Source organism: Bacillus sp. FSL W8-0645 (assembly GCF_038007905.1).
In the GTDB taxonomy this organism is placed as follows: domain Bacteria; phylum Bacillota; class Bacilli; order Bacillales; family Bacillaceae; genus Bacillus; species Bacillus pumilus.
Genome location: NZ_JBBOYC010000001.1, coordinates 390,106 through 412,264, shown reverse-complemented (window position 1 = coordinate 412,264; position 22,159 = coordinate 390,106). Strand labels below are relative to the sequence as shown.

The window sequence follows — 22,159 nt, the reverse complement described above, 5'->3', positions numbered from 1 at the left end:
AATAATCTATCTATCACTGTTTATATTAATGTTCACAGTAAATATTGATAAGAGCTTGATGAGGATACTTTTCTCTTCGGATAAAAAACAGATGGCAATTTTAAAAATCCATCTAGACCAATATATTTTCGGTAAAGATATGAGTAAATTTTTCAGCATTATGGTCGGTTTATTATTCTTCATTCTAGGTTCTTACTTATCAAATTTAAGTATACATGGGTTACAAGGATCTTTTACACTAGCAGTTCTTGCCTTGACTTCTTTCACCTTAGGTTACCTACTTAGATTGCATATATTGTTACTACTTTCAAACCCCAAATTTTTCGCCATTTCATCAACTATTGGATATATAACTACAGGTCTCATTGCAATTTGGGTATTCACTGTATTTAAATTCAATTTATTCAAAAGTGCTTTATCTAGTTATTCAATATATATTATTTTAGCCTTCACATTCATTAGTATACTTTTAGTAATTTATTGGAGAAGAAACATTCGTAATGTGCCTATTTTCTATTTCCAAAAAAAAGCAAAAGAGCAAAAAGGGACATCTAGAAAATTTAATCATATATTATTTTATGAAATTACACTCCTCATGAGAAATCCCCCTATCCAATGGTCAGTATTATTATTTATACTAACAATATCTGGGGGACTATTTGGTTTAATTCTTTATGGTATTAATACGAACCAACTTGAAATATTAAATATAGAAAATGATTTTTTATTTATTTTTAGTGTTATTTTCCCTATGATTTTTATATCAAATGCAATACAACCGTATGTTTCTTTTGATATTGACGGTCCTATTCTCCCTTTAAAACGAAAATTACCTAACTTAGTTAAAAATAAAATCAAAAATAAGATTATTTTATCTATCATACTACATTTGTTCTTTTGTATTTTATACACCATTTTCTCAAGTTTCACAATAAAACTAGAAGAGCCTTTAAACGTGATAATCACTTTAGTAAACACCAGTATTCTTGTAGCTGTTTGCACTGTAGGTTCTACTGTTGTATTTCCATATTTCAAGTGGGAATTTGTTTATCAAGTTCCTAGTTCCCTTAGTAAATTGACTTTAAATATTTGTTATGGTTTCATTTTAGCTTTATCAGTCATTTCATCCTATAGCGCAATATATTTTATTGTAACGAATATCGTTATGGTCACTAGTTCAATTATTATTATAATTTTAATAATTAGATTTTGGGATAGAACAATAAATAAAAACTATAAATCATTTAAAACATTATTTGAGTGAGGGATTGTATGTTATCACTTCATAATCTAACTAAAGAATATAAAGAATCAAACTTTAAAGTTATGATTTCTGAGATGCATTTCAAAGAAGGTTCAATAATTGGCTTATTAGGTAAAAACGGTGCTGGAAAAACTACTATTCTAGAAATGATAGCTGGATTAATACAACCTGACGAAGGTCAAATATTGATAAATCATAGCAAGCAAAATTTTTCAACAATAGGATATATGGAAGACGATCCAACTTTGTTTGAAAACTTAACTTGTTTTGAATTAGTAAAATATCAATCTATGCTTGTAGAACAACCCTTAGAAAACGACCAGATCAATGAGATGTTGCGTAACTATGGATTAGAAGAGCAAACACACCGGCGTTCCTCTTCTCTTTCAAGAGGAATGAGACAAAGAATGTCTTTTATTCTAACAATATTACACAATCCAAACATTATTTTATTAGATGAGCCATTTACAGGTTTGGATCCTACAAACATGGCTGATATGAAGAAACATTTAAGAAATTTCAAAGAAGCCAACAAAATCATTTTGCTCTCCACTCATATCATCCAATTTGCAGCAGACTTATGCGATGAAATCCTTTTTATTGATAATGGTACTATTATTCACTCAGAAAAAAAATCTTCAGGAGTGACTTTTCATGAAGATCAACTCGAAAAGAAATTTTTTGAAAAGTTATCTTAAAATTTTTCTGGTTTTTATTATATTTTTTTTAGGAGGTTTTAGTTTAAGTGTTTTCGCTTCAACATTTATAGATAGTATTGATTTTAAAAGCAACATAAATATTGACAGCTATCAAGAAATTTTCTTTAATAACCTTTTTGTATCAATCCTTATATTAGTTTCTGGAATAGTTAGTTTGGGCTTGTTATCTAGTATTATTATTTTTTTAAATGGATTTTTCCTAGGTGCATTTTTTATATCATATACATATATATATGGAATTGATATAGCATTATATTATATAATTTTCCATTCTCCAATGGAAATTATCGGGTTGTTTCTTTTTTATTTTGTCTCATTTGATATATCAAAACAAATTATGTTCTATATAATATCTAAAGACAAAATATCTTTTAAACCAAAAGGAAAAATCTATTTCAGTCAGCTCACAACCGGAGTTTTATTGTTATTTATTGCTTCTATTATTGAATTTTATTTCATAAAAATTTGATATTGTTAAAGGGTGTTATTATGAAAAAACATATTTTATTAGTATGCATGCTCTCTGGTATTATAGCTTTTATCCTTTCTATATTAAAAATGGATGAAATAAACAAAAATTTGCTAGATCTACAAGTTGAAGGAAATCAAGATATAATTGAAATTAGTAAGTGGATAGGTATTTCTCTTGCTGTTATTGGAGAAGTATTCAAGCCTATGGTAGAGGTTTTATTTTTTTCATTAATTATTTTTCTAAGTTTGATAGTTTTTGGAACAAAAGATTCCTATAAAAGTATATTTAAAAGAGGTATATTATCTTACTATTTCATTTTGCTAGGTAACTTGATTGTCATTATTTTATACCTTTTTAATGTACCTAATGCTGAATACACGATCACAATTCCATTTTTGTGGAATATTAATATTTTTGTTATCGTTTCATTTAGTGTATGGTGCTATTCCTACGTGAAAAATCAAGAAAATAGAAATTATAAACTTTACATCCCTTTCGTCATATTATTCTTATTTTCTTTGGCTATATCAGCGTTTTCAAGTATTATTCCTCAGTAAAAAACGACCCCAATGGGCCGTTTTTTCTTATTTCTTTATCAAGTGTTGTTTGCCTGCAAGGTCGATCACATGTCTCATCTGTTCTGCGAAGGGCTCGAGGTGTGTGTTGATATACATGTGCCCTCCTTCGAAATTGGTGCGTTCGATGGTTTTTGCCCATGGCAGCCAGCCATTTGCATCTTTCATGCATTTTTCATCTTTTGTTCCATTGAATAAATAAACGGGTGTTTCGATGATGGATTGATCTTTGTGCTGGAAGGTTTCCAGCGCCTGATAGTCTGCACGTAAGGACGGCGTAAAGTAATCCATCATCGGTTTGTTCTCTAATAATTCCTTTGGAATCCCGCCCATTTCGGCAATATGCTGAACAAATGCTTCATTCGATAAATGGGTCAGGATCTGTCGTTTTGTTTGCGGTGGCTGAATGGCTGAGATCACGACTGCTGCAGGATCAATTCCTTCCTTTTCTAACAGCTGCGTCAGTCTATACACAACAAGTCCTCCCATAGAATGTCCGAACAGGATAAACGGGCGGTTCAAGTTGCCCGAGAGCCCTTCTTTGTACAGCTCAGCCAATCGGTCAATGCTCGTTTCGAGCGGCATGAGATTGGTTCCATGCCCTGGGGGCTCTGCTGCTGTTACTTCGGCAGTGCCTTTTAGCTGTTCAAAAAGCGGGCGGTATGAGGCGGAATAACCGCCTGCAAAAGGAAAACAAATAAGTTGAATAAGATCTGATTTTTTTTCAAAGGTTTTAAATAAATGATTCATACGTTCTTACCCCTTTATCATCGTTTGAAGAATTCGTGCCAGTTCATCCGCCTGCGGCCTTTTCATCATGGTGACATGGTCTCCTTTGATGTGATAATACGAGCACGATCCTTTCGTATAAGCCTCCCAGTCTGAGAACTTCTTCTGGAAATCAATGGCGTGATCACTGCTTTGTACAATATAAAACGGCACATCGAATGGTTCTTTTTCTAATTCAATGGCTTGTGACATGATTGTATTGTGCGTTTGCATTTGCAAATATTTATCTAAATACTGATCATTCATAAATTGATGAACCACTTCATCCTTTTCTGCCTCTTTGAGTATTTTTTGCTTCACTTCTTGGAAGCTCAGCCCTTGTAATGCTTCTGGCTGAATGCCGACGAGATTCCCCATTCCAAGGACAAGCGCAAGCATTTTCACTTCTTCTTCGTTCATATCCGCATGGAGCGCCTGATCTGCCTCATCTCTTAACACCGGCACCGTATCTAAAATGATGAGTCCTTTCGGCGCTTTTCCTGCATGGCAGAGCCGCTGATTCATTCCGTAGGCAAGGTGCCCGCCCATTGAATGCCCTGCTAGATAGTCAACACCAGGTCGATAGAAGGTCTCAATGGCTTCAACAAATATGGACACAAGCTCTGTGTAATGGAGGAATTGCGGTTCTTCATCCTCATATAAGCCAGGAGACTGCAAGGCGTACACAGCGCCTTGATGTGTCATCAGCTTAGCCACATCGATATAGCCCATTACCGTTCCACCGGCAGGCGGTGCAAAGAAAATCCTCGGCTCGGCTGGATCGCCTTTTTTCAGCTCAATCACGTAGTCCTTTGGAGACCTTTCGACGTGCTCCCCGGCCTCTGGCATTGCATCCACATGTGCGGCTAGCTGAGCCGGCGCTGGATGCATGAAAATCCATTTCGGATCCACACGAATCCCCTGTTCTTTTAATTTGGCAACGGCTTGGATACTCATAATTGAATCGCCGCCTAAATCAAAAAATGAGTCATGTATGCCTACTTGTTTGACACCAAGCACGTCCTTGAAAGCTGTGACAATCAACTGCTGCGCTTCGGTGACTGGTTTGTCATCTCCTTGAGAAAGAGAGATCGTTTCTGCCGGGTCTGGCAGTGCTTTTTGATCAACCTTTCCGTTTGTTGTAACTGGCATTTCGTCCAGAACGATAAAGTAACTTGGAATCATGTAGCCTGGCAGGCTTTCCTGTAAAAATGCTTTCCAGCCTGGAACAGGATTCGCTCCGTCTGTGACAAGGTAGGCCGCCAGCCGTTTTGAGCTGCCATACGTTTTGGCGATGACTGTACATTCTTTTACTTGTGGATGCTTGAGGAAAGCTGTCTCTATTTCTCCACATTCAATCCGGTAGCCTCTAATTTTCACAAGATTGTCTTTTCGGCCGAGATATTCAATGGTGCCATCTGAACGCCATGTACCAAGATCACCTGAACGATACAGCCTGTCTCCCCCTAGTTCAGGGAATGGATTGTCTATAAACCGTTCATGCGTCCGCTCTGGATCATGAAGGTAGCCTTTTGCCAGCCCTGTGCCGCCGATATAAATTTCTCCTTTGACGCCTGCTGGCACTGGGTTGAGCGCATCATCTAGTACGACGACAGTTGAATTCGATACTGGGACACCAATCGGAACTGACCTTGCTCCCTCTGGCATGTGCGTGACTTGATGTGTTGTGGCTAAGGTCGTGTTTTCTGTTGGGCCGTAAGCATTGATGAGTACACCCTCCATATGCGGCAGTGCCTTTCGTGCATGCTCACTAGACATCGCTTCTCCGCCAACGAGTAATGTGCGGTAGCCTGCTACACTTTTTGGATCGTGCTCCACCAGCCGATTGAATAAAGCGGTTGGCAGACAGTTGGCTGTCACTTGATGCACTTTGATCAGCTGTGATAATTCATCCATATTCAGTGCGGCATATTTCGGAATCAGAATGAGCTGACCGCCATTCAGCAGCATGCCCCACAACTCAAATGTAAAGGCATCAAAAGCATAGTTTGAGAGCTGAAGCATCTTATCATCTGGACCTAGTTTCATATAGTTTGTTTCTCGAACCAGACGGACAACTCCTGCATGGGGGAGCATGACGCCTTTTGGTGTACCTGTTGAGCCTGATGTGTAGTTGACATAGGCTAACTGGTCTTCTCCAATGATTGATTGTTCTCTTTGATACACTGCATCTGTTACTGGTAATGGCTTGTCCATCTCAATCTTTGTACCTGTAAAGTCTACTAGACGCTCTATTAAATGAGACTGAGTGATGATCACATCACTTTGCGTATCGCGAACAATGAGGCGGATTCGCGCATCTGGATATTCTGGTGACATTGGAACATATGCAGCACCAGATTTGACGATGCCTAGCACTGAGACAATCATGTCAAAGGAACGATCAAAAAGCATCGGTACAAGTGAACCTGGTCCAACTCCTTTTGACTGCAAGTAAGCAGCAAGCTGTGTTGCCTTCTCATCCAACTCTTGATACGTCATGTGCTCTTCCAAATAAGACAAGGCAATGCGGTGCGGATCACGCTGCACCTGTTCTTCAAACAGCTCTTGAATGGTCCGTTTTGGATATGGCGTAGCCGTTTGGTTTTTCCCTATGATCATCGCAGCCTGTTCCGCTTTGTCCATTAAGCAATAATTAGAAAATGTACGTTCAGGCTGAGCCGTCATACCATCTAGCAGATGAAGATAATAATTCATATAACGATGAATGGTCTCTTGATCAAATAAATCTGTATTGTATTCCACATGGATCGACAGCTGATCCCCCTGTTCAAATACATGCAGGGTGAGATCAAATTTAGACACTGTATGATGGACCATCACATGTTCACTTGTCAGCCCTTTGAGATTGACATGGAGTGAATCTGTTACATAACCCATCGCCACTTGGAAAATAGGCGATCGACTTAAATCTCTATCTAACGAAAGATCATCGACAAGCTTGTCAAATGGATAACGCTGATGCTCGAAGGCTTTTAACGTCATCTCCTTCACGTTTTCCATGACATCAGCAAACGTATCTGCTGTGGAGATATCCTGTCTCAGCGCGAGTGTATTCACAAACATTCCAACAAGCTTCTCTGATTGCTTGGCACCTCGCCCTGCGATCGGCGAACCAATGATGATATCTGTCTGTCCTGACAGCTTGTGAAGCAGGACGTAGTACGCCGACAGCATCGTCATAAACAGCGTTGTGCCCTGCTGCTTGGACAAAGCCTGCAAACGGCGGATAAGCGTATCTTCCAAGACAATTTGCTCTGTAGCGCCGTTAAATGTTTGAACTGGCGGACGAGGACGGTCAAACGGCAGCTCTAACACCGGAAGATCACCTTGTAAATGATCGAGCCAATAGGCTTGGTCTACTTGATGATGCATTACTTGCTCATTTTCCCAATGAACATAATCTGTCCACTCAATTTCCAGCGCTGGGAGCTGCGGCGCTTCATCTGCAAGAAGCCCGTCATATGCCACTTCTAACTCCTGAATGAGCAGACTGAGCGACCATGCATCTGAAATGATATGGTGCTGCGCGCAAAGAAGATAAAATTCTTCATTGCCCATATCCACAATCGTCCACTGCGCAAGAGGCCCTCTTTCTAAATCATAAATGCGGTTCGCTTCTTGCTGAATAAGTTGCTTGAGTCTTCTCGTTCTTGTTTTTTCATTAAATAATGAGAAGTTCGCAACAGTGACGGATGGCGGAAGGTCTTCACGTATCAGTTGAACCGGCTTGCCGCCAAGCGATTGAAAGGTTGCACGCAGTGCTTCATGACGTTTCGTCAAGAGACCAATCGCTTTTGTTAACGCTTGAATGTGCAGTTGTCCTGTCAGCTTCCAAGCACCTAATATATTGTAATGATGGCTCTTTTCTAATGTGGATAAGAACCAAATACGCTTCTGAGCATGTGACAGCTCATAGCTTGTTCGCTTTTCCAGCTTTGGAATATTGGCTTCCTGAACAGCCGGTGCCTCTTTGATGTCATCCACCATTTGCGCCAAATGTGCCAGATGCTTGCTTTCAAATAATATTTTTAAAGGCGCCTTGATTAAAAACTCATGATTGATCCGTGAAATGGTTTGAGTCGCCTTTAATGAATGTCCGCCAAGGTCAAAGAATTGATCCTCTTTGTACACACGATCAACGTCTAAAATGTCCTCCCATATGGCAGCAAGCATTTGCTCTGTTTTCGTTTCAGGCAATTGTTTTTCAAGGGGTTGTCCATTTTTGTGATGATTCAGCTTAAGGGCTTCATGATCAATAGAGCCATCTAGTTTTTTCGGTATTTCCTGTACTTGCTGAATATCCCAATCACCTTTTGTTCCACCTGCAATATCTTCAACATGCACTTCTTTGCCAGACCGAACCGTGTAAAAAAGCTTTTTCTCAAAAGTCGGTATTGGCGCTGGCTGAAGATACGCAGCGATTTCTGGATTGGCTCCGTCTAGGCCGATAAATAGATGCGCTTCATTCAGCCGAGCACCTAGACAGAATGAATGGAGACCTTGCTTCTTTCCAATCAATTGAAATCCCTTGCGGACGGTAAGGGCTGCGCCGGTATGTCCCTTAGACAAACCAAGATTATCCCACATGCTAAAGTTTAAAGAGATCGCCCGTCTTCCTTCTTGAAAGGTGAGCGTGTGCGCAAGCCCATCTAAAAAGCTGTTGGCCGCAGAGTAAGCTCCGAATGTTGTGCCGCCAAAAAAGCCATTTACTGATCCAAAAAAGACGAGTGGTACTGCCGGGTCATGCTTGAAGGCTTCCTGCAGGACAAACGCTCCATCTGCTTTCCCTGACAGTTCCTTTGTAAAATCCTCTTCTGACGTATGCGCCAATGTATACTTATCCGCATGCTGAAAATGCTCTGACACATTACCAGCTCCAGCTAAATGCAGCACACCCCGGATGGTTTGACCAAAATGTTTTTCTGCTTTGTAAATCGCCCGCTCTACATCAGCTAAATCGGTCACATCCGCTTGCACATAGATGACATCACCAAGGTCTTTTAGCTGTGAGAACGCTTCTTTCTTTTCAAAGCTGTCTTCCAGAGAAGTCCTTCCAATCAATACAAGCTTTAGGCCAAATTGGAGCATCTGCTTAGACAGTTCAAATCCAATACCGCCGAGTCCTCCGGTCAGCAAATAAAGACCTTCATATTCTAAAAACCCTTCTGTTTGAGGTGCTTTCATCATATCGACTTTTTCCAGCTTTGGTACGAGCCTGTGCCCTTTTCGGTATGCCACCTCTGCTTTTATATGAATCGCCGACAGCTCATTAGCAATGTGCTTTGCATCCTGTTCCACTAGCTCCGCTTCAATATCAATATGGGACACCTCTGCTCCTTCCCATTCTTGCGGGATGGTTTTTAATAAGCCAACGAGCGACGTTTTCTCCACATGAAGATCGTCTTCAGGGCTTACATATTGACCACCCTTTGTCACAACAACAAGCCGGACAGGCTCTTTGTCTTCTTGCCTCCACGCTTGATACAAGTACAAAATCGATTGATTGGACCTCGCATGCATTTCTGTGAACTGCGCAGGCTCAACAATGGCTTCTTTGTCTGTCACATTCCACAAATGGAGTATGCACCCTGTCTTTAATTCATCTGCTTCAAGAGCTGCGACGAGCCTGACATAATCCCCCTTGATTCTCGGGTTCATCTGGTACATCCCTTTGGACAGACGCAAAAATTCATGTCCTTTTTTCACAGAAACATAGGGCTGATTTCTTTGTTCGAATTGGGCGTAAAGTGATTGGTAAAGCCCTTTTTCATCCTCGAAAACGAGTACATGATCAGCAGCAGGCTGAGACGGACCAATATGTTCCTTTGCCCAAGTGCGTTTGAAAAACCAATCTGGTAGTGTTTGTTCATTTTCAGAAGCAAGATCCAGTGCCCTTTCAATGTCACGGAATACCCCTTCTTTTAGCGCCGCGCCTAACTGAGCACGTTGGATCTTTCCACTTTCTGTTTTCGGAAATTGGTCTTTTTTCACCGGAATGATGTGATCGGGCTCTATGCCAATTTTACGAATGATGGCCTCTCTAATCTGCTGAATCATCGTGATTTGTTCCTCTAGCGATTCCTTTTGTGTGACAAAGAAGACGGCAAGCGTGTCGTTGCTTGATTCGGGATTGTAGATGCCGTACGCAGCGGCAAAGGTGACTTCCACCCCGTCTACCTCTTCCACAACTGCTTCAATTTCGTAATTCAAATAGTTGGCTCCGTTGATGACGATGATGTCCTTTTCCCGGCCTGTCAGAACAAGACGCCCTTCGTGGATAAATCCTAAATCCCCCGTGTGAAACCAGCCATTTTCCGCAAATACCTCTTGATTGGCTTCCTCATTTTGATGATAGCCCATCATAATCGTCGGACTCTTCACCTGTAAGCGGCCGACTTGATCTTCTGGTAGCACATGATGATGCTCGTCTACAATCCGAATCCATACAGACGGAATCGGTACACCGACTTCTGTAAACGTCATTTTGTGCGGATGATCTTGCTCCACGTATTGGATCTCACCTGTTAACGAGGTCTGATCAATCGTCAGCTGTCCATCCTGATCATCATGCCGCATGAATTTCTTTGATTGAACAATGGCTGAGGATGTTTCAGACATGCCGTACGCCGGCACCATCGCATGATGGCTTAATCCGTGCTGGCCCATCATATGCATGAAGCGCTGCGTCACTTTTGGCACAACCGCTTCGGCTGCATTCATGATATAAGTCAGTGTGGAGAGATCCCAACTCCCCTTGCGAATGTCGTCCTCATATTCATTCATCATCGCAAAAGCAAAATTCGGTGCCCATGTCCTTGTGACGCCGTATGTTTCTACCCAATCCAGCCACACCATCGGCCGCTCGATAAATTGATCGATGGATGGACTAATCTGCTGGCAGCCAAGGTAGACGTCATGCACATGAAACATGACAATGCCTCCTACATGATCAAGCGGCATCCAGTTAAGCGACACATCCTCATGCGTAAAACCATTTGTCTGCTCAAAGGAGATGATTCGAGATAAAATACTTTGATGGTTGTGACGAATACACTTAGGCACACCCGTACTTCCTGAAGAGAGCAGCTGAAGAACAGGCTCATCCGGCTCTGGCTCATAATGCTGTTCATCCGGTTCACTCGCAAGCAATGTTTCTACTGTTAAAATAGGTATTTCTTTTGCCTCAAATGTCTCACGCAGCCCAGCAATGTCCTCAGCACTTGCTTCGTTTGTAATAATGAACGGTTCATTTTGCAGCTGAAACACGCCCTTGAGCTTGTTCACTCCTTGATTCATCTCATCATAAACAGGCGGCACAGAGACTGGAGTCGGAATGATGCCACCGAGAATACAGCCCCAAAACGCAGTGATGAAATCGTGATGATCTTTCAATTGAAGTAACACTTGATCGCCGTTTGTCAGCCCTGCTTTCCTTAAACCAGACAGAACCCGTTCTGCGTTTGTGAGTAACTCAGGATAGGTTTGGGTCAACGTGCGCCCGCCTTCTTTGATATAGGTCACCCCGCGGTCAGGTGACATAAAGGCTGATCGAATCAACACCTCTGTCAGTGTGACAGGTGTGCCTGGTTTTTTGATGACATCCCCGCCATACACAAGTGCAGGCGGCTTTTCATGAGCGGATGCTTGCTTTGTTTCACCCTCTTCATCCCTCGAGATCGATACGTTCCCTTGCACACGCTGCCGATTAGGAAACAGATCATCTAGGTGAAAAGGCGTTTGTTTTTCTGTCTGACTTTCAATGAGAGCAGCCGCTTCCTCTACTCCATCTATAGCTTTCGTACGATCTTCTATCTTTCTCAAACTCTCTTCATCAATGATGTCAATCGAAAGCAGTGCTTCTGTATCGACAGCTCCACTTTCTACCCTTGGCAAGGAAGGCAATAAGACGAGAGCGGCTGGCACTTCATCAGGGTGAAGCGCGCCTGTCATCAGATCCTCTCTTGTTAGCGAAGGGACCTTCGCCTGTGCAAATAGCACAAGCGAGAGGCTTCCTTCTTCATTTTTCTTCGGGATGAGTACACATTCCTTTAGCGGAAAATGAAGCATCATGACCTGTTCTAATGCTTTGAGATCGATTCGTTTTCCGTTGATTCTGACGATATGATTTGCTGCATGTCCTTTTCTTCTACTCATTAACATCGTTCTTCTCCTCCTACACCCAATCCAAAATTCGAATCTTGTTTTTTTCAGTCCAAACGCCGACATCACCTGTCGGATAGAGGTATTCGCCTGTTTGATGTTTGAATGGATGCGGAATTTTATGCGTCTCCATCCAATCGGCAAGCTCTCCGCAAAGTGCCTTGATATCATCTGCACCGATAAAAATATCTCCAGGAAACCCTACCGGCATGAGCTGATGCTCTTCGCTCAGGACATAGATTTCTGTCTCACACGAAGGATCATGCACACCTGAGTAGACCTCTTCTTGATCTGGGTACAGCACGCTGACTTGTGCGTTTTTCGCCCAATCGGTGATCATCCACTCTTTTTCTTTATTTGTCACGATCGTGAAGGAAGAAAGTGATGTCTCCACTTGTTCTGTCATGGCTTCAAGTGTGTGGACCAGCTGCTGCATCAGCGATTGTATTTGTTTTTCTTTATATTGATTGATGCGGTATGTGACCCGAAGCTCCAGCGTATCTCCCGGGACAGCCACAAGGGTCAGCTCATAGTTTGTTTCTTCATGACTGGCTATGTCTAAGATCCGTACACCATACGGCTCTACAGATTCAATCGGGTAGTTTTCAAACACGACAATGCTGTTAAACAATGATTCTCCATTCGGGATTTGGGTCATCTGCTGAATATCTGGCAGTACGGTATACTCGAATTCTCGCATGTGAAAAACCGTTTCCTGCGTCTGCGTAAGCAGCTCGGCAATGGTCCTGTCTGGTGTGATCGGCAAACGGAGCGGCAAGGTGTTAATAAAGAGACCTGTCATGCTTTCAACCTCTGGTAAGTCCGCCGGCCGGCCAGATACTGTGACACCGAACACAACATCCTCTGAGCCTGAATGAAGGTGCAAGAGCAGACCCCATCCCGCCTGAATCAGTGTGCTCATCGTGACCTTCTGTGTCCCTGTCATTTTCTCCAGCTTTTCCTGCATTTCAGGCGTCAGTTTGATACTAATCTGATCAATACCTGCTCCTTCATCCGAAGCTTGCTCTCCGTCTCCTGGTAGTGGCGTGGCTTCCTCTACTCCTGACATATAATGTTTCCAGAACTCTTGCGCCTTCTCTTGATCCTGCTTTTGCAGCCACTCGATAAAATCTTTATATGGACGCACAGCAGGAAGGTTCATCTCTCGTTCATCCACAAGCGAGCGATATATTGAAAAGGATTCCTCAATCAAGCCGAACAGGCTCCAGCCATCAATTAAAATATGATGAAAGCTAAAAACAAACGTGCAAGTTTTCTCATCACGATGGAAGAAAGCTATACGAATGAGCGGTTCAGCCGCATCTTCTAATTCAAAATCCTTTGAACGATCGGTTTGTAAATACTGCTCAATGGTTTTCTTCTGATCCATTTCACTCAGGTGGCGCACATCGTGCTGAGTGAGGTGAATGATACCTTTTGATTGAATCAATTGGACCGGCTCCTTTAGCCCCTCCCAAGCAAATCTTGTCCGTAAAATCGAATGACGTTCCACAAGCAGATTCCATGCTTTTTCATAGGCTTCGCCGTCCGTTAAGCCTACGAGTGTCATATGCACCTGACCAAAATACGCCTGTGATGCTTGATCTAATAGTGCATGAAACAGCATCCCTTGCTGCATCGGAGATAACGGATACACATCTACCACATTGTCTGGAAGCTCATCTATTTGCTTTTGCGTAAGCTGAACCATTGGAAAATCAGATGGCGTAAAGCCACCTTTTGCCTCTACACAATGCGTCAAAATGTCCTCCATTTTTTCTTTAAATCGTTCAGGTAACTGACGCACTTCTTCCTCCTGAAGCAGTTCACGATTGATCATAAAATTCATCTGAAGCTGACCACTGACAACGTATCCGTACACATCGATCAAATGCTGTCTTTCTGCTTTTGGGTCATGTACATGTCCATTTCGCTCATCTGCAATATACAGATTTGCCTCACCATCTATTTGATCTAACTGTCCAAGGTAATTAAAGCTCACCTGCGGCGCTGCCGTTTTAAGTAAACGAGATGCTGTCATGTATTGAAGTAAGCCATAGCCGATCCCCTTTTGCGGCACAGCTCTTAAGGTTTCTTTGACATCTTTAATTTGTCTCTCAACATCGGTTTGAATAAAAGGAATAAAAATAGGATAAGAGCTTGTAAACCAGCCGACTGTCCGTGACAAATCCATCTGTTCAAATAAATCCTCGCGTCCGTGCCCTTCTAACGTGATCAGTATTGGCTTTCCAACAGCTTGCGCAAGTGCTGACAGGAGTAAATCGTTGACCTCTGTTCGGTACGCTTGTGATGCGTGCCTTAGTAAAATGTCTGTTTGATCCTTCGTCAATTGAACAGTCAAGATCTCTGCATGTTCTTCTATATTGAAAAGCGCAGGTGGTTGAAAAGGAGAACCTTCTTCCTCTTGATTCATGATCTTTTCCCAAAAAGGAACCTGCTCTTGTAATTGATCGGTTTGTGCATATTCATAGAGTGCCTCTGCCCACTGCTGATAGGAAGCGGTTTTCTTTGCAAGCGTGATCTCCTGCCCTGCCGCAGCCTGCTTTAACCCATTTAATACATCTTCCTGTATGATGCGCCACGATATTCCATCCATCACAAGATGGTGGGCTGCGATAAAGAGTTCAGACGTACGATCACTTGTCTGAAAAAGAATGGCTTTGATCACTTCTCCCCGCTCTAATGACAATGTTCCTTGACAAGCGCTTGTCTCCAAGCGAATTTGCTCTAGCGCTTCCTCGTGAGAAATATCCGTCAAATCAACGAAAGTGACACAAGGAATGATGCCAGGCGCGCGAACGGTTTGAATCCATGTACCGTCTGCTGCTTTTGTATAAATGGCTCTCAGCATATCGTGATGATCGACAAGCTTTGAAAGAACTTGTGTTAACTGCTCAGGTTGTATCGATTGCTTGAATTCAATATGCGCTGATAGATTCCAATAATCTTGGTTTGTCATCGATTGTTCAAGAAACCAAGATTGGATTGGAAGCAGACGAACATTTCCTGTAACAGGTGATTGATCATAGGACACAGATACATCTGCTTTTTTCATAGCGCGTGCCAGCTGTGAAATGGTCTGTTTTTCAAATACATCTCTCGGCTGTATGATGTAGCCTTCCTGTGCTAGGCGTGCCACCATTTGTATGACAATAATAGAATCACCGCCAAGCTCAAAGTAGTTATCATGAACACCGATTGAAGGAGTGCCAAGAAGCTGAGTCCACACCTTTTCCAGCACTCGTTCTTCCTCACTGAGTGCTTGATCTGTTGGTTTGTCTGCTTCTTCCTGTCTCCACACTGGCGGCGGGAGACGCTTTTGATCTACCTTGCCGTTTGGCGTGAGCGGCAGTTCCTCGAGCTCTATGAATAGGCTCGGTACCATATAATCTGGCAGTCTATCATTTAATTTGCGGCGAAGGTCTTGCTGGGTCCATGCACCTTTTTGGACAAAGTAACCGATGAGGCGCTTATGACCACTCTCGTGCTGATGCGGAATGACCGCACATTCTATGATGTCTTCAACACTCAGCATAGCGACTTCAATTTCTCCACATTCGACGCGATGTCCGCGTATTTTCACTTGATGATCGATTCTTCCAAGGCAGTCGATGATGCCATTTGGGAGCCAGCGGCCCATATCACCTGTTTTATATAAACGCTCTCCTTTATGGAAAGGATGCGGGATAAATGATTGCGATGTTTTTTCTTCATCTCCAAGGTAACCTAGTGCCAGCCCTGTTCCCCCAACATAAATCTCTCCAATGACACCTTGCGGAACCGGCTGCAGCTGGTCGTCTAATACATAGGCTTGTGAATAAGCAATTGGCTGACCGATAGGGACGGTCGTCTGCCCTTCGTCTAATGAGTGAATGTGATGCACACAAGAGAACGTCGTGTTTTCAGTTGGTCCATAGCCGTTTAAAAGCCCTTCAGGTAAATACGGTAGTGCCTTACGAATATGAGCAGCTGAGAGCGCATCACCACCGACCAATAATGCATCGAATCCAGATAAAGCTTCTGGATGTTCCTCTGTCAATCGGTTGAACAGCGGCACTGTCAGAAATCCTGTTGTGATCTTGTATGATGTCAGCGTGTTAGCCAGTGTATCCATTGATAAAACCGTATTTCGATCGGTGAGAATCAGTCTTCCCCCGTTTAGAAGAGCTCCCCATATTTCATACGTAAAGGCATCAAAGGAGAAGCTGGCGATTTGTAAAATACGCGTATGTTCATCAAGGGTGACATAATCTGTTTCACAGACAAGCCGGATGACTGCTTGATGCGGGATCAATACCCCTTTTGGCTGTCCAGTTGATCCTGAGGTGTAATTGATATAAGCGAGTCCATCAGGTTTTAAGGCAGCAGGTATGAGTTCTGCTTCTGATAAAAATTCTTCATATCCCTCATCAAGACAAATGAGTTCGGTTTGACTGATGGACACCTTTTTCAGCCATTCATTCTTTGTCAGTAACAGCTGAATACCTGTATCCCTCAGCATATAATCAATGCGGGCATCTGGATATTCAGGATCAATCGGCACATAGGCGCCTCCTGCTTTCACAATCGCCAGCACCCCAAGAATCATTTCAGGCGACCTATCGATGAGCAGCCCTACTGGTTCATGCGGTGTCACACCTCGCTGCTGAAGAGAAGCCGCAAGCCGGTCGACTTTCTCTTGTAACACACGATACGTCCACTGCTCTTCCCCGAATTCGAGAGCGATGGCATCGGGTGACTTTCTCACCTGGGCTTCAAACCGTTCCGTGATGAGAAGCGGGCCTGCATGCTGATCTGTTTTGCCGCTCCATTCATAGAGCAGCTGATGCTTCTCTTTTTCTGGCAGGTAATTCATTTGTCTAATCGGCTGTGCTGGATTTTCACAAATACGCTCAAGCAGATGCTCGTAGTACCGAAGGAACCGGTCCATCGTGTCGTCAGAAAATAAGTCCACATCATACTCCAGTTTTAGTTGAAGACCCTCCGCTCCTTCAAAAACAAACAGAGATAGATCGAATTTGGCGGTATCGTTATCTTCAATGGCTAAAACAGATGTCGCCTCTCCCATCGGAGAAGCCTCAAGCGGCAGATTTTGCAAAACGAACATGACCTGAAACAGCGGCTGTTTGCCAGCTTCACGTACAATATTCAGCTCATCTACGACCATTTCAAACGGCACATCCTGATGCGCATAAGCGCCCATTGTTGTTTCTTTCACCCGTTCTAATAGGTCAGTGAAAGCAGGATTCCCGCTATGATCGATCCGAAGTGCCAGCGTATTGACGAAAAATCCGATGAGCTGCTCCATCTCCGTCCGATTTCTCCCAGCAATGACTGACCCAATCACAAACTCATCCTGTGAAGACAAACGGTGAAGCAATGTAGAAAAGGCAGTCAGTAGCGTCATATAAAGGGTACTGTCAGTTTTTTTAGAAAGCTCAGCCAGCTGCTCTGAAAGCGACTTCGACAGGTGGTATTTTTTCGTTTTTCCCTTGTAGGATTGAACGGCTGGCCGCGGGTAGTCATACGGCAAAACCAAATCTTCTACAGGGACTGCAAATTGCTCCTTCCAATAGGAAACCTGCTTTTGCAGCGTCTCTCCAGTCAAATACTCCTTCTGCCATAGGGTGTAATCCGCATATTGAATCGGCAGCGGTGAAAGATCAGGTTCTCGGCGGTCAATCATCGCTGTATACCATTCAGACAGCTCTCTTGCGGCAATCCCAACCGACCAGCCATCTGACACAATGTGGTGAATGGACATTAGCAGCAAATGATCAGTTTCCGACAAGCGAATTAGTTTTACCCGAAAGAGCGGATCACGCTCTAAGTGGAAAGGTGTGCTCGCCTCACTTTTTGCCCATTCAGCCGCTTTTTGTTCTTTTTCTTCCTGTGACGTCAGATCTGATAGATCCACCACTTCAAGCTCTGGAAGGGTCATATGCTCATGGATGATCTGCACCGGTTCATCGCCGCTCATGGTAAAGGACGTTCTAAGCGACTCATGCCTTTGCACCATTTGCTGAAGACTGCGCTGAAGCACCTTCACATCTAAAGGGCCATTCATCCGAAAGGAAATTGTATTATTGTAAAATGGCAGATCAGGCTGTAATTGATAGAGAAACCACTGTCTTTGCTGGGCATAAGACATCGGAATCTCCTGACCCTTTTCCATTTTCCGCACCTGTACCGCTTCATCCACTTTTGCATGCGAATCGATCCATGCCGCTAATTCCCCAAGTCTCGTATGCTCAAAAAGAACAGCGAGCGGCACGTCAAATCCCATTCTTTGTCTCACCGCAGACAGCATTTGCGTTGCCTTGAGCGAATGACCCCCGAGTAGAAAGAAATGATCACCACAGCTGACATTTGAGACATCAAGCAGCTCGGACCAAATGCTTGCCAAAAGTTTCTCCGTCTCCGTTTGAGGCGCTCTGTCCTCGGCTTCCTGTCCACTATCCTCAATGAGTGCTTTGAAATGCGCTTCATCCGGCATGCCATCCTCTGATTCTTTCCAGTATTCCTCAGGAAATAGATGGACGGAATATTCACCAGATAGATGAGTCTGCAAACACGTATAAATGGACTGATACAGCCGTTCTTCAATGGCTTTTGTTTTGTCGGTTTTGTAAAAGACATACACGGCTTTCTCTGTTCGGCTCTTCGCATGAAGCATCTCTTGAATGTCCTGCTTCGACCGATCTAATCCCATATAAATGAGAGGTGCATCTGTCATCAAACATGCCAGCATCGTCTGCAAGCCCGCCCGCTTCGTAATCGGAAGATAGCCTCTTTCTTTTAAGATGCCTTTGATCATCGAACCCTCGCTCATGCCGATCTCATCCCACATGCTAAAGCTAAAGCAGTACGGCTTCACGGTAGATGTCAGCTTCTGATAATGAGCAAATTGTTCAACGAACTCATTGGCAGCGCAATAAGCGCCTACGGTCATCCCACCCTTTAACGTTCGTGCTGATGAGCTAGAAAGAAATAAGACGTTCTGCCGTTTAGAAGCCGCTTCATGAAGCGCAATCGTGCCATATACCTTTGCTTCGTACATCGCATGTAAGGACACAGACGTCATGTCAGCAAGCAGCTCTTCTTGAATGATGCCAGCGAAATGAATCACGCCATGCAGCCTTTTGCCCCGAGCCACCTCTTGTCTTGAGATGAGCGCTTCAATACCTTTTGCGTCCGTCAAGTCCACTTCTTCATAATGAACAGTGCCGCCGCGTTTTTCCGCTTGTTTCTCAAGTGAGGTCAATACGTCTTGCTGCTCCGCAGATAAAGCTTCCCGTGCCTTTCTTCCAAGCAGCACAAGATGCGCTTGATAGGATGTTAGAAGATGCTCACTTAGCATCCGTCCTATTCCGCCAAGCCCGCCTGTCATCACGTAAAGCCCCGATGATTCAAATGGCGGTTTTTTCCTCTTTTGTTCCCTTTCCAGATGAAGCGGCGCTATAAGAGGAATATAACGAACACCTTCGCGATAAGCAGCGACATGATGACTTGTGCCATGTATGAGCTCTGTCATGATCGCCGATACATGAGAATGACCAACCGATTCTGTTAGAGAAAAATCAAGACATCGCACCTTGATAAACGGCCATTCATGCTGAACAGCTGTCATCAATCCCGCTGTTGTTGCTTTTTCCACATGATGTACTTTGTCTTCTGGCAAATTCATCGCATGAGCGGAGACAAAGGTCATCTCTACAGGTTCCTCATAGGCGGCGATCGCTTTTGTTACATACAATGCACTCATGCTGCCAGCTTTCTGTGCTTCCTTCGCTATTTCCGCCTGTATTGTGTCTTTCTTGTTTGTGTAGTTCCAAAGGTGAATGATTTGTTTCACCGAAACCCCATACGAACGGAGCGTCTCAAAGAGTTGTTCGTAGTCTGACGGCCGATTCGGGTGGATGATGAAGTGAGTGGGTGTGAGTTGTGTGAATGCTTGACCCGGCTCAACCGTGATATAGGTTTGTTCATGGTTTGAGAGGAATTTCAATTGATCTGCAAGCCCTAACTCATCTGCAAAGATCACCATGTCCCCTGCTGTTTGCTTTTCGGTTTCATGAAGCGGAGCGGGTGTCCACTTCTTTTGATAACTCCAATCAGGCAAGGTGTGTTCATTTTCAAGTCTGATGTCCATTTCCTTGATGATTTCGTCGAATTCACCTTCCTGCCACCTTGTCTTGAGCTGTGCCCTTTCTATTTTTCCAGAGCTTGTTTTCGGAAAGGCATGCTTCTGGACAGGAATAATCCTTGATGCATAAAGACCCATTTTTGTTGCAATATGGGTTTTGATATGCTGGCTAGCCCTCATGATATAAGCAGGCTCATACAGCTTCGGTGTAAAAAAGAGAATCAGTTCATCGGATGCAGATGCCTCCATCCGAACGGAGCAAGCTGCCACAAAACTTGTTTCTACGCCGGGTACTTCCTCTGCCATGGCTTCAATTTCATAGTTGTGATAATTTTTCCCGTTGATGATGATCATGTCTTTTTCTCTACCGGTTAATGTCAGCCTTCCTTCATGCAGAAATCCTAAATCACCCGTGTGGAACCAGCCCTCTGTTTGAAAAACCTCTCGATTCGCTTCGTCATTCTTGTAATAGCCCTTCATTGTCGTCGGCCCTTTGATTTGCACGCTGCCAATATGATCTTCGGGAAGAAGCTCATGCTCATGGTTGACGATACGAATCGTGATACCCGGAATCGGTTTCCCGAGCTCTGCAAAGCTGACGGTTCCTGTCTCGCGTGCCTTCGCTGGTCTTAGCTGCTCTGTCAGCGATGTTTCTTCAAAGGTCAGCACCCCGCTGTTTTCATCTCCCCGCTCAATCGCAAAAGAGAAGACAACAGCTGATGAGATTTCTGACATGCCGAATGCCGGTCTGATGACGTCTCCTTTTAAGCCGTGCGGAGCGAGCAGGTGTAAAAACCGGTGGATCGTCTTCGGTACGACCGCTTCTGCCCCATTGATCATACAAGTCATAGCAGAAAGATCCCAAGACCCTGAAGAGATTTCTTTCTCATAATCATTGATCATCGCAAATGCGAAGTTAGGTGCCCATGTCTTCGTTGCACGATAGCGGTCCATCCAGTCAAGCCAGCGCAGCGGCTGAGCGATGAAGTCATCTGTTCTTGCCCGAATTTGCTCACAGCCTGTGTACACATTGACAAGATGGAACATGACAATGCCGCCAATATGATCTAATGGCATCCAGTCTAATGAGACATCTTCTTGTGCAAACCCATTGGCTGCCACTGTTCCTTTGACATTTGCCAGCACACTTCTATGAGAATGCTCTACGCATTTGGGCATCCCTGTACTTCCAGACGTTAAGATAAAAAAGACGGAATCATCGGGCGTGACTGGGTGTGCTTCTAGATCTCTTTCTAAAGTAAGCATTGGTTCAACGGCTGCAACACGTAATTGATCTGTATGCCACAGTAAAGCTAATCCTTGCACCTCATCAATCAGCGAGTCATCTGTGAGAATGAGCGGATGCTCCAGCAGGTTCCAAGCGTGATGAAGCTTCTTCACTGAGGCGTTCATTTCCCGATAGGTCGGGGCTGCTGATACAAGTGTTGGGACAAATCCGCCTAATACACATGCCCAAAAGGCCGTGACCATCGCATGATTCGATGAAAATTGAAAGAACACAGGATCTCCAGGCTCAAGGCCTAGTGCCTTTAAACCCGTCAGAACTCGCTCGGCATCCTCCTTTAACTGCGCGTAGGATTGCGTGAGTTCATTTTCACTATTGATGATATAAGTCAGCCCATTTGTTGTTTTGGCTGCCTCAGTTAGAGCGTCCTGCAAGGTTTGAGCTCCTGCACGAACATCTATATCCCCTCCATAGGAAATGGCTGGGGGCATGTCCGCTAAAGCAGGTGAAGCCATTTGCGTTTGTATCCATTCAGCTGCGGCCTCCTGCTCCATGTGATGGTCTAGAAATAAATGAGAGAGGTGATATGGCCGAGGTCGAATGGTTTTTTCACGAGAAAAAACAGCGAAGCGTTCGATTTCGTTGGTTTGTAAAATGGTATTCTGTACATCTTGTAAAATCGTATCCATTGATTCATGTACATTCGATTGATTAATGATTGATGGTTTCATATGAGTTCCTTCCCTTTTTTGACAGGCAGGGCT

7 protein-coding genes are annotated in these 22,159 nt (G+C 43.7%); 4 read left to right on the top strand and 3 right to left on the bottom strand.

Translation table 11 applies throughout. From position 1 onward, the window contains the following. The first annotated feature begins 91 nt into the window (after positions 1-91). The 4 genes from NST39_RS02005 to NST39_RS01990 are packed head-to-tail and all read left to right on the top strand — an operon-like array spanning position 92 to position 3,012. Complete coding sequence (locus NST39_RS02005) at positions 92-1,264, top strand: hypothetical protein (protein ID WP_341026713.1); 1,173 nt, start codon at positions 92-94, stop codon at positions 1,262-1,264. Positions 1,265-1,272: 8 nt separating this feature from the next. Continuing rightward, positions 1,273-1,962, top strand: a complete 690-nt coding sequence (locus NST39_RS02000) for an ABC transporter ATP-binding protein (RefSeq protein WP_341026711.1) — start codon at positions 1,273-1,275, stop codon at positions 1,960-1,962. Beyond that, positions 1,919-2,452, top strand: coding sequence for a stage II sporulation protein M (locus NST39_RS01995; protein WP_341026709.1), 534 nt, complete (start codon positions 1,919-1,921; stop codon positions 2,450-2,452). The genes NST39_RS02000 and NST39_RS01995 overlap by 44 nt, the downstream gene beginning before the upstream one ends. A 20-nt stretch (positions 2,453-2,472) precedes the next feature. Continuing rightward, entirely contained in the window at positions 2,473-3,012 is a 540-nt protein-coding gene (locus NST39_RS01990; RefSeq protein WP_217012733.1) for a hypothetical protein, read from the top strand. 27 nt (positions 3,013-3,039) lie between these two features. Here the strand turns inward: NST39_RS01990 and NST39_RS01985 are convergent, their stop codons facing one another. Genes NST39_RS01985 through NST39_RS01975 form a run of 3 tightly spaced genes read right to left on the bottom strand, consistent with a single transcriptional unit; the run spans position 3,040 to position 22,126 of the window. Continuing rightward, positions 3,040-3,780: a thioesterase II family protein gene (locus NST39_RS01985; protein ID WP_341026705.1), complete on the bottom strand. Its 741-nt coding sequence runs from the start codon at positions 3,778-3,780 to the stop codon at positions 3,040-3,042. Between the two features lie 6 nt (positions 3,781-3,786). Beyond that, entirely contained in the window at positions 3,787-11,982 is an 8,196-nt protein-coding gene (locus NST39_RS01980) for an amino acid adenylation domain-containing protein (protein ID WP_341026702.1), read from the bottom strand. Between the two features lie 13 nt (positions 11,983-11,995). Continuing rightward, the gene (locus NST39_RS01975; protein WP_341026701.1) at positions 11,996-22,126 is read right to left on the bottom strand and encodes a non-ribosomal peptide synthetase; all 10,131 of its coding nucleotides are present in this window, start codon (positions 22,124-22,126) and stop codon (positions 11,996-11,998) included. Positions 22,127-22,159: the final 33 nt, after the last annotated feature.